We start from the raw sequence: 12,725 nt of genomic DNA, 5'->3' as shown, positions 1-12,725 counted from the left end.
ACTACGTGACAGGGGAGATCAGGTTTCAAATCAACGTATACTTACGGAGGTGATGGTGTTTATTGCAAAAATACAGAAATTATAAGACGAATAAAAATATAATAGATGCGTAAGAGAAATTTTACATCAAAGAGTACGTATTATCGATATAGTGGCTTATCTGGAGATAAAAACGATTTTCCACGGAAGCGCCACTCCCGCCATTGCTGATCTCCGCTTGGCGCAACCCGGAAGATCGGACATAAATCAGCGATGAGGACAGAAACGAGGAACCGCTTCGGGTAAGCGCTGCCAGCCATCCCCAAGCCCGACAGGATCGCCCACAGCCTCTTCGACGACAGTCCTGCTCTCAGAATATCCGGTAGAACAGCCTGTAGCGCACCCGTTCCATGTAGGCGCGATATTCCGGCTCGGCCGCCAGCAGGGCCTCCTCGCGCAGGATGCGATAAAGCTGCAAATAGGTGATGACCGCATAGACCGCGAGGTTGTGGAAGGAAAAGGCCGACAGCAGGTAGAGCACGTGGCCGGCAAGGTAGCCGGCATAGATCGGGTGCCGCACGATACGGTAGGCGCCGCCCGTCATCACGCCACGGTTGCCGGGCAGGATGGCAAAGGAACGGCCAAGCGATATCTTGCCCCAGATGACGAATAGCAGCGCCGCGACCTGCAACGGCGCGGCGATATAGACTGGAACGAGCGCCATGCCAGGTTCAAGGCTGATCAATGCAACCCCGAAACTGGCGCTCACGGAGACGATGACCGTAAGCGGATTCCAGTCACGCGTCACCGGACGCCGCGACAAAAGCAGCCAGGTGAAGGTGAGTATCTCGGAAATCGCCACCAAGGCGGCGTTGAGCCGGGTCGGATCCTCCACGACCTGATAAAGGCCGCGATAGACGAACAGCCCCGCGCAGGCCAGGGCACAGGCGCGAAAGAAGCCTTCACGCAGGTCGGCAAGGATCTCGCGCTTGCGCACGTCGGATAAGATCCTGTCCCGGCCGGCGCTTGGAAGCGTTCCACTTTTTGACGTGAACAAGGCAAACACCCCGATGATCCCCTCGGCGGGACCATTGCATGCAACCATTGCCGGGCGGTTAACCGGCAAGACCGGATCAGGATTGACGGGATCGACCGGAAGGCTGGAGAAAGATGCGCCCCGACGCCAAACCGACGTAGCTCACCGAGCGCCACCGGTGACGCGCATCCAGCCTCAACCCAGATATGAATTTGCGAAATACCTGGCGAAATCCGGACGTTGCGTCAGAACCTTGCCATCGGCGTCGTGCAAAATGCCCGCAGTGAAGAGATAGCCGCCGATCGCGTCCATCTTGGCCGGGTCCATCGTACCGATGGCACCGTTTTCCGCCCGCAGATAGTGTCCGTCGATCAGCACTTTCAGCGACGCCTCGATCAAAGACGGATTGGTCAGGGCATCCTTGTTGGCGGCGATCAGCAGCACGGCGGCTTCTTCCGGATGATCGACGGTGAACTGATAACCGCGCCGCGTTGCCTCGACGAAGGCCGACGCCAATGCCGGGTTTGCTTTGAGATACGCTTCGCTCGACGAGATCAGTGTCGTGTGCTCGTCGGGGACGCCGTAGTCGGCATAGACGAAGCTGCGCTGCTTGACGCCTTTGAGTTCGGCCTCGACGCCTTCCCAGGTCGCGACCTCCAGCGTGAAGTCGACCGAGCCATTGGCCAGCGCTTCATAGGCGGAGGTGCCGAGCGTCACCGTCTCGAAATTGCCCTTGCCGCCGTCATGGCGGATGATGGTCGAGATCAGCGCATTTTCCCAGGCGCTGCCGAAACCGCCATAGGTCAGGCCGTCGAGGTCCCTCGGGCTTTTGATCTCGCTGCGCGCCGCATTGAAGACCACCCGGCCGGTTTCGGCCTGCACCACCGCATAGACCGCCTTCAAGTCGGCACCGGCGGTCCTCTGGGTGAAGAGGCTGATGGTGCCGTTGATGCCGAAATCGGCAACGCGGTTGGCGACCAGCGTGCCGGCGCCGGTGTCGCTGTAGGGCAGGATGTCGACCTCGAGGCCGGCCTCGCGGTAAAATCCCTTGTCGCGGGCGACGAACAGCCCGACGTGGTTGGTGTTGACGGTCCAGTCCAGCGCGACAGAGACTTTTTGCGTTGCCGCGAAGGAGCGGCTCGATCCCGCGACCAGCGGAAGACCGCTGGCAAGGGTGAGCAGCAAAGCCTGCCGGCGCGTCAAGTCAGTCATGGTCATGTCCTTTGGATGGTTGAGGGTTGAGCAAGATGTCGAGGATCTCGGCCTCGAGTGCGCCGACCTGTTGCGCGGCAGCACCGGCCGGATCGCGCGGGCGCGGCAGCGGCACCCTGATTTCACGCAGCACACGGGCCGGGCGCGCCGACAGCACATAGATGCGGTCGGACAGGAACACGGCCTCACGCACATCGTGCGTGATCAGCAACGCCGTCCAGCGATGGTGCCGCCACATCTGCTCGAGCCAGCGCTGCATGGCCGCGCGGGTCAGCGCGTCGAGCGCGCCGAACGGCTCGTCCAGCAGAAGCATGTCGCGCTCCTGCACCACCGTGCGCAAAAGCGCCGCGCGCTGGCGCATGCCGCCCGAAAGCTGTGCCGGAAAATGCCGCTCGAAGCCGGCAAGCCCGAACTCGGCAAACAGCGGCGCGACGCGAGCCCGCGCCACCTTGCGCCTGGTGCCTTGCACTTCCAGCCCGAGCGTCGTGTTGTCGATGATGCGCCGCCACGGCATCAGCGCGTCGCGCTGCGGCATGAAGGCAAAATGCCTGCCATGATCGTCGAGCGGCGCGCCGTCGAACAACATGTCGCCCTCGCCATGCTCGGCACCCGTCAGGAGCTGGAACAGCGTCGACTTGCCGGCACCCGAAGGCCCAAGGATGGAGACGAATTCGCCGGCGCCAACGCTGAGCGAAATATCGGCGAGCACGTCGAGCCCACCGAATGCCTTGCGCACATGCCGCAATTCGAGCCGGCTCATCTCCGCGCGCCCTTCCCCGCCGGCTGCCGACCGGCCCGTTCCCAGGGCATGGCAAAGCGCTGCAAGAGCGCCGTCAGCCCGAACAGGACAAGCGTCAGCGCGGCGCTGACACCGACGGCGGCCAGCACCAGGTCGGGGCGGAAATTGTTCTTGGCGTTGAGCATGTAGATGCCCAGCCCTTTCGCCGCACCCGCATATTCGGCGAAGATGGCGCCGACCACCGCATAGGTGATGGAGATCCGCAGGCCCGCGAAGAAATAGGGCAGCGCCGAAGGCAGCCGCGCCAGCAAGAAGACGCGCCAGCGCCCTGCTCCCATGGCGCGCAGCATCTGGCCGATCTCGGTCTCGGTCGCCTCGTAGCCCTGCACCAGAGCCACCAGCATGGGAAAGAAGGTGACCAGCGCGACCAGCATGATCTTCGGGGCCAGCCCGAAGCCGAACCACAGCACCACCAGCGGCGCGATCGCCACCAGCGGCAAGGTCTGGCTGATGATGAAGACAGGAAACAGCGCGCGTCGCAGCGGCTGGAAGAAATCGACCAGCATGGACAGCAGAAAGGCGGCACTGAGCGAACAGGCAAAGCCGATCAGCGTGGCGCGGATGGTCGGAATAGCGTTGTCGACCAGCGCCCCGCGATTGAGCATCGCCTGTTCGAAGACGCGTGACGGCGCAGGCAGGATCGTCGGCTTGATACCGGAATAGGTAGCGTAGAGCTCCCACACCACGAGCAGCAACCCGACCGAGATGACGGCGGGTACTGCCTTGGTAAGGGACTCCGCGAGCGGGCGCGGCACTGATGATGAGACCACGGGCATAACCTTTGACGGGGTCGCGCCGAAGCGCGGCCGGCTTAGACAGCCGACGGGCTGTTGGCCGAAACCGTGACGTCGAGGGTTACGTGGCCTGCACCCGGCCCGAAGCGGCAGAAGGCCTCGTTCAGCGCTGAAAAGATCGCGCCCGTGTCGCCGCGCAATTTGGTGCAGAAGTTCTTGGAGCGATCGTAGACGCCCGACTGCTTCAGGAAATCGATGCAGCCATAGATCTCGTCCATGTGGTCGCCGGTGCCCATCACATAGAGCGAGAATTGCGCCGCCGCCGGCTGGCCGGTGGCAGCTGCATCGCGCACCGCGGCGATGGCGGCTTCCTTGCGTGGGCCGAGCGGCCCGACAGGTCCGCCAAACGCGTCGGAGCGGCAGATCGGATCGTCCGGCTCACCCGGGCAGCCGCGCGAAATGGCCGCCGACAGCACGCAATGCTTGCCGCTCCGCGCCGCCGCCACGAACAGATCGCGCAGCGCCGGGAACAACACCTCGGGCGGTCCGACCAGCAAGGTCGAGATGTCGTCGGTCTCGATCCTGAGCCTGTCCCGGTAGGGATCGAGTGCGCCGAGCGCACCAAGGATGACACCGACGAAATCGTCGGCCATGGGATATAGGGAAATCTGTGCGCCTGAAAACATCGCCCGCCTCGCTCCGCTGGTATTACCCAGATCAGCTTCTAGGGTCTGTGGGCTTGCCGCCCCCGTCTCAGCCCCGACCGTACGGAGCACCCCTGTGGATGGACGCGTTAAAGCACCATTCGAACTGAAGGGGAAGCTGTTTTTTCGGCGCAATGGGCCAAAAACATTGCACCAGATCTGATCACGGGATGGACGCCGGAGGGTCCTCCCCGCGCGAATTTTATCGGGAACCTTCGCCAAGCCGCGAGGTTGACCCACCAGTCGCAACGCGACGAGTTCACAGAAATGGAGACAGAACCATGTTCATGAAAATCCTCGCAGCTTCGGCGTTCACCGTTGCTCTTGCCACATCCGCGATGGCGCAAGGCAATAGCGCAAACGGCACGGAAGGGTCGGGCGGCAGCGGCCAGTCGATCACAGTGGACCCCAGCACGCCGGCCTCACCCAATACGGTCGATCCGGCTGCGACCAACAGCACTACCACCGCGCCGGGCGACATGAATTCCAATGCGGATAAGAACTGCCCGACCAATCCCCAAGGTGCGCAGAGCGACGCCAACGGCAATGCAACCGCACCGACAGTGAACGACAACAACTGCGGCAAGTAATTTCGATCGCAGCCAGAAAAGTCGCGGCGCGCAAACCCCGCGACTTTTCCGCGTTTACCGGTCTTGATGACCGGGGTGGTCTGCTTTCGGCAAGTCCCTTGCTCGATCGTTTCTCGCTGACCGCTATTTCAGGACGCGACTTCTGACTTGAGAGCGCGCGAAAGCGTCGCGCAATTTCAAGAGCCGTTTGAGCAGGCGGCCATAGGCGAGATACCGGACCCTGCCATCGGCAAGATCGAACTCCACGGTGCCCCATCGTGCGACCGGCACTTGTCCGGTCGGCGAGCCTAGCCGTCCGATCTGGAACCCCAGCCTGACCTTGCGGCCGGCGACATCGAGATAGATCCCTGGAATATTGCCCAGCACATGCCACAACCGATCGACATGCTCGATCGACATTGCCGGCGAGATCATCGTGTGGGCAGATTCAAGCCGCGCCCAGATGAAATCGCCGGCCGGCTGCCGTGTCCCCGAAAGGCTACCCTTGCAGTAGGCTGGCGCCACCTCGCTCACCAGCGTGCGCATCGCGCTTGCCAAGCCGTCGATCAAGGCCCGCCGCGACGCCCAGTCTGTTTCCGAAAACGACACCTGCCCAAGGATGTCGCCGTCATCGAAGGCGGCGGACATCTTGTGCAGCGTCACACCGCCATGAACGGCATGCTGGCCGTCGACAGCCAGGCGGTGGAGAGGATGCGGGCCCCGATAGTTGGGCAGCAGCGCCGGGTGAAGATTGAGCCCGCCCTTGGGAAAGACGCTCAGCAATTGCGGTGGGACCAATGTGGGGAAAGCATAGCAGATCAACACAGTGGCCTCGACCTGCGACAATTGCTTGCCGAGCGTGTCCCAATCATAAGGTCGCCCGAATTCGATCAGTCTTGCCGGCGTGTCGCCGATATAGCGTCTGAGCAGCAATCTGCGTTTCAGTCTTCGGCGTAAATTGCCGGTGCTGAAGTGCTTTGGGCGCCGACGCAACCCCGGCACAACAATCGCACCGATGTGATGGCCTGCTTCAAGCCACCCTGCCAGCAGCGGCCCGGTATAGTGGTTGACGTCGAGTATGAACACGGCCGAAAGCCGGTCTTGCCCGGTTTGCGGGCTCAAAAGCGGCACCCTCTCAAAGCGCCCGTCAAGCCGGTCACCCCATTCAAACGGCGGTCGAGCCAGGCCTTTTCGAGCGGGCCGACCGCACTTGCCAATGAAGGCTGTCGATCAGGTGGCCTTGATTTGCGAAGGCGGTATCAAGGCGGTGACGTCTGAAAGGCGGCCCTTTTTCACCAGGACTGGCTTCCGATAGATCTTCTTCATGCTCACCCCCGTCAGATCAGCCCGCGCATTTCGGTAAATGCCACCTCCCGTCAATCGCCACGCGATGGCTGGTCGCGCGGCAATCGGCGAAGCAATTATAGCCCCATGCCGCGCGAAAGCCTATCCGTAAACCTATGAGACGGCCTTCTCACGAACCGGCAGCTTCCAGCCTGGCCTCACGAAATGGCAGGTATAGCCGTTGGGATATTTCTCCAGATAATCCTGATGCTCGGGCTCGGCCTCCCAGAAGGCACCAGCAGGTGCGACTTCGGTAACGACCTTGCCGGGCCACAGGCCGGACGCATCGACGTCTTCAATGGTGTCTTCGGCGACGCGCTTTTGCTCGTCGCTGGTATAGTAGATCGCGGAGCGGTAGCTCATCCCGACATCGTTGCCCTGGCGGTTGCGCGTCGTCGGATCGTGGATCTGGAAAAAGCGCTCCAACAGTGTGCGATAGCTGATCACGGCCGGATCGAAATTGATCTCGATGGCTTCGGCATGGGTGCCGTGGTTGCGGTAAGTGGCGTTGGGTACGTCGCCACCGCTATAGCCGACACGAGTGGAGATGACGCCGGGATAGCGCCGTATCAGATCCTGCATGCCCCAGAAACAGCCACCGGCAAGCACTGCGCGTTCGGTCGAAGTCGCCATGTCACGTCTCCTCAAGAAAGCAATTCAAGGGGGAAACGGTAGCCGTTTCCGACCTGAATTGCACAACAACAAAATTGGATTTCCCATAAATGGGCATTGTCGGCGGCTTCGTCCAGTCGACTGGAAGTGAACGCGGCGCCTGCAGGCCGCGTACGGCCATGCACGAACGAAATATCACGATGCGGAACGCGATCGGACCGCGCGACAGGCTTCAGCTGCGCTGATGCCGGGTTCGGCTGTCCACGGCAAGCGGCAGATAGCGCGTGCCAGGCGGAATGGCGGCAAAATTGATTGGCACGGGCGGTGCCTCGCGCGACCAGTTGAAAAGAACGGTCTTGACCGGGATGTTGCCCAACCATGCCCGCAGCGACGGCGGCACACCACGCCCCGACCAGACCATCAGCATGCCGTGATCATGCAAGCGCCGCCCTGTTATCCATGGCGCGAACCGCATGTTGAGGTCGGTGAAGATCGACGGCTTGTCATAGGCATTGAGACCAGCCAGCATGGCCAGATTGGTATCGCCGCCGACAATGTCGAGCCGGCCGGGTGCTGCCGCGTGCCACACCGCCTCGGCCTCGTCCGAGATCGGCTGCGCCGGCCAGCAGACTGCATCCATGCGCCCTCGCACATTGCAGTCCGTCCAGCGGATCGCCGCATAGGCGGCCGACATGGTGACGATGCAGGTGAATGCGCAGATCGCCAACCTTCGCATCTCGAAGGCGCCGAGCCGGCGACCGAGGAAGGCGAGCGCCACGACGCCGACAAGATTGTACATCGGCGCACCCCAGGATTCACCGGTGCCGGTGAACAACGAGGCCAGCATGATCAGGACCGCCGGGCCGAGCCCCATCCATACGAGATAGACCAGAATGCCGCGTTCGACGGGCGCTTCGGGGTCAGGCGAGCGCCGCAGCAGCCCTGATATGGACAGCACCAGCAGAAAGCCGGAGAGCCCGGCCACCTGGACACCGATGTAATACAGGCGCGCACGGTGTTCGGTCACCCAGGCGTCGCGGTCGGCGAAATAGGTCAGCGGCAGGAAGTCGATGCGGTACAGTTCGACGGCCAGCGGCGCGGCGACGGCGAGAAAAACTGCAAGGCCGAGCCATGGCCAAGGCGTCGCAAGCCGGCTGCGCGCGCGTGCGTCGGACAACAGCCAGAGAGCGCCGAAGGCGAGCAGCAGGCCGGTGGAGAACTTGGCATAGAGTCCGACGCCCGACACCAGTCCGAGCGCCAGCCACCAGCCCGGCCCACCACCGCGGCCGGCACGCCAAAGCAGCCAGCATATGGCCGCCCAGAACGGCATCTGCGCATAGTCATGATTGAATTGCGGGGTGGGCCAGCCGAAGAAATAGACCGACGGCATCAAAAGCACGGCGGCCAGCGCGCGGCTTTGCCCAAGCATGTCGCGGGCCAGCAGATAGACCAGGACGAAGGTCAACGAGATCGTCAGCTGGGCGAGCAGATATTGCGGCCAGCGGAACGATCCGGTCAGAAGATGGCTGGTTTCAAGCAGCCAGCCGGGAAGCTGCGGATGCTTGTAGGTCAACAGCACCCATTCGCGGCCCCACATGAAACCTTCCACGACATCGCCAGGCGGCGCGGGATCGATCAGCGCCGGCACCACCGTCCAGCACACGATCTGCACCAGGCACAAGAGGGCCAGCAAATGCCAGGGATGACGAAGCAGGTCGGACCATACCGACGAACGGTCGATGCCCGCGACAGGCAACCCGGCCGGCAGCCAACCATCTATGGAGTCGTCAATTCCCGTCATGCGGCGCTTAAATCACACCGACCGGTTTGCCGAACAGCCCCAACGTCAAAGCTTACGAAAAAGTATACTTGCAGGCCATTGCAAGACCAAGATTGAGCGGGAATTTCAGCGCTCCGTTGCCCTCCCCAGACAGAACAACCCGCATATCTGATCCTGTCTGAACCTCCCGGATACTCGATGCGTCACCAGCATGCCGTCATCCACCACCGCGCGTTCGATTTCTGGCTGGCGCGCGCGGCTGTCCTTGTCATCATCTGCCTGCAGCTTCTGGTGATCAACGATCTTTCGTTCGGCCCCCGCTGGCTGGCGCCGGCCCTTGAGGCGGCGCTGCTCGTGCCGCTGTCGGTCGCCACGGCCTGGACACAGGTCGCCACCCAGAAGGCGGTCGAGGAGGAGCACTGGTATCTGGTCGGCCGGTTCCGCGTCATGATCCGCAGGACGGCCCTGGTCATGACCGGCGTCGTCAGCGTCATGAACTGCGGTTCGCTGGTGTTCCTGGTGCGCGCGCTGCTGGCGGGCCATGCCGGCTCCAGCGGCCAGACGCTGCTGATCGACGCGCTCAACATCTGGGTCACCAATGTCATCATTTTTGCCCTGTGGTTCTGGAGCACCGATCGCGGCGGGCCGCCGACCTGCGGCCTCGTCAACCGCGCCCATTCCGATTTCCTGTTCCCGCAAATGACCTTGAACGACCGCGAGATCCGCGACTGGCTGCCGGGCTTCGTCGATTATGTCTTCCTCGCCTTCACCAACGCGACGGCGTTTTCGCCGACCGACACCTTGCCACTCTCCCAGCGCGCGAAGCTTTTGATGATGGCCGAGGCGATGATCTCCCTGCTGACGATCGCACTGGTCGCGGCCCGCGCCGTCAACATCCTGGCCTGATGCATGTCGCGCAAAGGCGACCTCGGTTTTGGGAAGACGCCATGCCAAAAAAACAAAGCCCTGAAGCGCGTCGCATGAATCCACTTCGCCGCGACGCGCTTCAGGCCAAAACGCAAAAAAGCCCGCTCCGGCGAACCGGAGCGGGCTGTTGGACTGTCAACGACTGTCGTGAAGCCGGAGCGCGAGGTGGAGGATCCACTACCCCTCAATCCGCGCCGAGGTCGCGTTCGAAAACCACCTGGTCGCGCAGCGGAATGCCGTTCACAGCCGAGCCTTCGGGGTAACCGGTCGATGGCCCGAACGCGTCCTGCACGATACGGAACATGCGAAATCCCTGTCGCTGGTAGAGGCGGAATTCCTCGAACCAGTCGGTGAGCGTGGAAAACACCTTGAAGCGGCCGGATTGCATGCGGTCGAGCATCTCCATCAGCCCGGCCTCGACCGAGACCGAGCCGTCGGCGAACTGCGCATGGCGCGACAGCATGTTCAGCCCGTGTGCCGCATATTGTTTGGCCAGCGCCACCCCCGCCCCTTCCAGCGTCTCGCGGCGGCCGTCGCGCGGCCAGGCGAAGGGCAGCCATTCGCCCCAGGGTCTCAGGGTCAGCGTCTGCATCGCCGGCGTCTGCTGCGAGGCCCGCGCGGCCTTGGTGACATAAACGACATCGGCCTCCGTATCCCAGGCGAGCTCGACGGCGGCGGAAGGATGGTCCCAGCCGAAATCGAGCGCGCCGATGCGCGGCCAATAGCGCGGCAGCCGGAACGGCTCGCAGACAATCAGCGCCTCGGCGACAGGAAAGATGCGGCCCGAGCCCAGCACCGGAATGCCGCGGGCGCGCGCCTCGCGCTCATGTTCGGGATAGGCGGCGACGATCGCCGCGCGCTCCTGCGCCGAATAATGCGCGGCATCGTCGATGGTCATGAAGGTGACGTGACGACTCATTCTCGTGTAGTCCGATCAAGCTGCATAGTTGATAGCGATGGGGTTCGGTGCGACGTTGGCGAACGACTTTGGGGGGGAAACATGATCCGCATAGCATTGGTTATAGCTATTGCAGTTAGCTCAGCCGCCTGCACGACCCAGTCAAACGTGCCCTATTCCAGCAAGAAGACAACTTGCACAAATCAAGCCTCATCTTTGCAAATCCCCGGCGGGAAAATCGTGCCGATCAACAGAAATGTCTGTATTCCAGACACGCCAAACAAGGCATGCGTGGAATACTGGAACCGTGCCCTGGGTCAATCCGAAGTCAGGTGTATGCCGCTTACCCGGAAAGCCACCGATCCCAAGGCCCGCGCCAGGCAGCTTGCGGGCAGCCAATATCCTTGATTCCTCTTCGTCAGTTGATTTTTCCCATCCTCTCCACCTCCCCCGCCGACAAAAACAACAGCACCACATCCGACATCCCAAGCAGCGGCGTGAACGTCACGATCGTTATCCCGCCGGTCGCGTTGGTGCGGGTCAGGCCTTCGGAATAGATGTCGAGCGGCGGCTCCTCGTCGAACCAGACGCCGTGCAGCGTCTCGCCCTGCCATTTCTCGCGGCCCTTCTCGAAACTCTTGAACGACAGCACGCTCTCGCCGGCCTGCACATCGCCGCCGCCGCCATGGCGCACCACGACGCTGTCGAGCGCGCCCGGCGCGCCGCGGCCCATGATGGTGTCGACAATGGCATCGGCCGGGATCATGCCGGTGCCCCAGGCCGCCTGCTGCTGCGGCGGGCCGACCAGCACGCGCTGCGGGTTGTCGCGCGTGCCCTCGCCGGTCACGCCGGCGGCCCACAGCCGCACGGGCGTGTCGAAGACCTTGCCTTGCCACCACGCGGGATAGCGGCCGGTCAGATGCATCGCCCATTCCGCGCCGCCGGCCCTGGTCTTGCCAAGCTGGTTGCCGGCCATGAACAGCCTTTCGCGGTTGACCGCTCCTGCCGCGTGAAATTCGGCCTGGCGCTGATACGGTCTGTACGCCGCCAGCTGGTTGTTGCGTCTGCGGCGGTCAAGTTCCGCCAGCAGCGCCAGGTATTCCGTCTTCACGGCGATCGGCGGGCTCTTCGAGGAACGGTTTGACGACGGCTTCGAGGCTGCGGATGCGGCTGCGGATCTCTTCATCGCTCAATACGTCCAGATGGTTGACGGCGACATCGAAATCTTTGGGCAGGACTGACAACACGATCTTCAGATACTGGTCCGGCTTGTCGGCCCGCACCTCGGCGATGACGCCGGCGCCATGCGCGCGGAAATCGGCCCGCACGGCGGCGAGAAAGTCGTCGCCCAGCGTCTTTTTCGTCCGCTTCGGACGAGGCGTCGGCGCGGCCGTCTCGCGGACCGGCTTGCGCCTTGCCGGCCTTGTCTTGCGGCGCGCCGGCTGATCAGCGGTGTCGTCAGCCATCGACTGTCGCCTTTGCAACGGCATCGCCGGCCGCTCTGCCCGCCTTCTGCGCCGATCCGGCCGGCTTCTTCGAACGGGCGGGTTTTTTCCTCGCCCGCTTGGCGCGCTTCGGCTTTTCGGTCGCGGCAGGTTTTGCGGCACCGGCGCGTTTTGCCACGCTGGCCTGCGCCTTGAGCCGCGCCAATACGAGACCAATGGCCTGCCCGCCACTGCCGGACTGCGGAAAACCAAAGCCGCCGCCCACATCCCGCACCATGCCGATCAGTACGCCTGGCGCGGCCGGTTCGACCCGGCCCAGACGCGGCTGCGGCGCAGCACCCTCGAATTCGCCAACGGCGCTGACGATCTCGCGGCCATCATCGTCGGTAATGATCGTGGCGTAGCGTTGGGTCATTGGATTTCTCGCGGAGGTCGCGCTCTACGGCGCCCCCCTCTGTCCTGCCGGACATCTCCCCCACTTGGGGGGAGATTGGCAGCTTCGGCGCCTCGCCAATCTTGCAGCGTAGGCGATTGGCGAAAGCCAGGATAACAGCCAATCTCCCCACCTGTGGGGGAGATGTCCGGCAGGACAGAGGGGGGCGCTGTCCCGCCGGCGTTCAAAATCGGCAGCCTCAGCGCCGTCACATGACAAGGCGCCAAAAACACAAAACCCGCCTCGGCGGCGG

The 12,725-nt window shown here is 63.0% G+C and carries 14 protein-coding genes and 1 riboswitch; of the genes, 2 read left to right on the top strand and 12 right to left on the bottom strand.

What is annotated here, in order from left to right; genetic code table 11:
* Positions 1-349 precede the first annotated feature (349 nt).
* The 5 genes from FJ977_RS29115 to FJ977_RS29095 all read right to left on the bottom strand — a co-directional run bounded on the left by FJ977_RS29115 (position 350) and on the right by FJ977_RS29095 (position 4,446).
* Entirely contained in the window at positions 350-976 is a 627-nt protein-coding gene (locus FJ977_RS29115; RefSeq protein ID WP_246683370.1) for an isoprenylcysteine carboxylmethyltransferase family protein, read from the bottom strand.
* 234 nt (positions 977-1,210) lie between these two features.
* Complete coding sequence (locus tag FJ977_RS29110) at positions 1,211-2,227, bottom strand: ABC transporter substrate-binding protein (protein ID WP_140775657.1); 1,017 nt, start codon at positions 2,225-2,227, stop codon at positions 1,211-1,213.
* The gene (locus tag FJ977_RS29105; protein ID WP_140775656.1) at positions 2,220-2,987 is read right to left on the bottom strand and encodes an ABC transporter ATP-binding protein; all 768 of its coding nucleotides are present in this window, start codon (positions 2,985-2,987) and stop codon (positions 2,220-2,222) included. The genes FJ977_RS29110 and FJ977_RS29105 overlap by 8 nt, the downstream gene beginning before the upstream one ends.
* The gene (locus FJ977_RS29100; RefSeq protein ID WP_181180109.1) at positions 2,984-3,802 is read right to left on the bottom strand and encodes an ABC transporter permease; all 819 of its coding nucleotides are present in this window, start codon (positions 3,800-3,802) and stop codon (positions 2,984-2,986) included. Before FJ977_RS29100 ends, FJ977_RS29105 begins: the two co-directional genes overlap by 4 nt.
* 35 nt (positions 3,803-3,837) lie before the next feature.
* Complete coding sequence (locus tag FJ977_RS29095; protein ID WP_140775655.1) at positions 3,838-4,446, bottom strand: YkoF family thiamine/hydroxymethylpyrimidine-binding protein; 609 nt, start codon at positions 4,444-4,446, stop codon at positions 3,838-3,840.
* Positions 4,437-4,550: riboswitch (TPP riboswitch) on the bottom strand. (Overlaps the previous gene by 10 nt.)
* A gap of 195 nt (positions 4,551-4,745) precedes the next feature.
* Here FJ977_RS29095 and FJ977_RS29090 point away from each other — a divergent pair.
* Positions 4,746-5,054: a hypothetical protein gene (locus FJ977_RS29090; RefSeq protein ID WP_140775654.1), complete on the top strand. Its 309-nt coding sequence runs from the start codon at positions 4,746-4,748 to the stop codon at positions 5,052-5,054.
* A 123-nt stretch (positions 5,055-5,177) separates the two neighbouring features.
* Here FJ977_RS29090 and FJ977_RS29085 read toward each other — a convergent pair whose 3' ends face one another.
* The 3 genes from FJ977_RS29085 to FJ977_RS29075 form a co-directional block, all read right to left on the bottom strand.
* The gene (locus tag FJ977_RS29085; RefSeq protein ID WP_181180108.1) at positions 5,178-5,966 is read right to left on the bottom strand and encodes a formyltransferase family protein; all 789 of its coding nucleotides are present in this window, start codon (positions 5,964-5,966) and stop codon (positions 5,178-5,180) included.
* Positions 5,967-6,491: 525 nt separating this feature from the next.
* Positions 6,492-7,010: a peptide-methionine (S)-S-oxide reductase MsrA gene (gene msrA / locus FJ977_RS29080; protein ID WP_056571625.1), complete on the bottom strand. Its 519-nt coding sequence runs from the start codon at positions 7,008-7,010 to the stop codon at positions 6,492-6,494.
* Between the two features lie 211 nt (positions 7,011-7,221).
* Positions 7,222-8,790, bottom strand: a complete 1,569-nt coding sequence (locus FJ977_RS29075; RefSeq protein ID WP_181180107.1) for a glycosyltransferase family 39 protein — start codon at positions 8,788-8,790, stop codon at positions 7,222-7,224.
* A gap of 177 nt (positions 8,791-8,967) precedes the next feature.
* On the opposite strand from FJ977_RS29075, the gene FJ977_RS29070 reads away from it, so the two are divergent.
* On the top strand, positions 8,968-9,675 hold the full coding sequence (locus FJ977_RS29070) for a hypothetical protein (protein WP_140775652.1): 708 nt from the start codon (positions 8,968-8,970) through the stop codon (positions 9,673-9,675).
* A 205-nt stretch (positions 9,676-9,880) separates the two neighbouring features.
* Here FJ977_RS29070 and FJ977_RS29065 read toward each other — a convergent pair whose 3' ends face one another.
* The 4 genes from FJ977_RS29065 to FJ977_RS29050 all read right to left on the bottom strand — a co-directional run bounded on the left by FJ977_RS29065 (position 9,881) and on the right by FJ977_RS29050 (position 12,454).
* Positions 9,881-10,615, bottom strand: a complete 735-nt coding sequence (locus FJ977_RS29065; protein ID WP_140775651.1) for a terminase family protein — start codon at positions 10,613-10,615, stop codon at positions 9,881-9,883.
* Between the two features lie 397 nt (positions 10,616-11,012).
* Positions 11,013-11,705 (bottom strand): terminase family protein, encoded by a 693-nt coding sequence (locus FJ977_RS29060; protein WP_246683369.1) that lies wholly within the window; start codon positions 11,703-11,705, stop codon positions 11,013-11,015.
* Complete coding sequence (locus tag FJ977_RS29055) at positions 11,668-12,060, bottom strand: hypothetical protein (protein WP_140775649.1); 393 nt, start codon at positions 12,058-12,060, stop codon at positions 11,668-11,670. Before FJ977_RS29055 ends, FJ977_RS29060 begins: the two co-directional genes overlap by 38 nt.
* Positions 12,053-12,454 carry a hypothetical protein gene (locus FJ977_RS29050; RefSeq protein WP_140775648.1) on the bottom strand — a complete coding sequence of 134 codons (402 nt, stop codon included), beginning with the start codon at positions 12,452-12,454 and terminating at the stop codon, positions 12,053-12,055. Before FJ977_RS29050 ends, FJ977_RS29055 begins: the two co-directional genes overlap by 8 nt.
* Positions 12,455-12,725: the final 271 nt, after the last annotated feature.

Origin of the sequence: Mesorhizobium sp. B2-1-3A (assembly GCF_006442655.1) — a bacterium.
Lineage (GTDB): Bacteria > Pseudomonadota > Alphaproteobacteria > Rhizobiales > Rhizobiaceae > Mesorhizobium.
The sequence above is the reverse complement of the archived record's forward strand: the minus strand, read 5'-3'. Positions and strand labels throughout refer to the sequence as shown.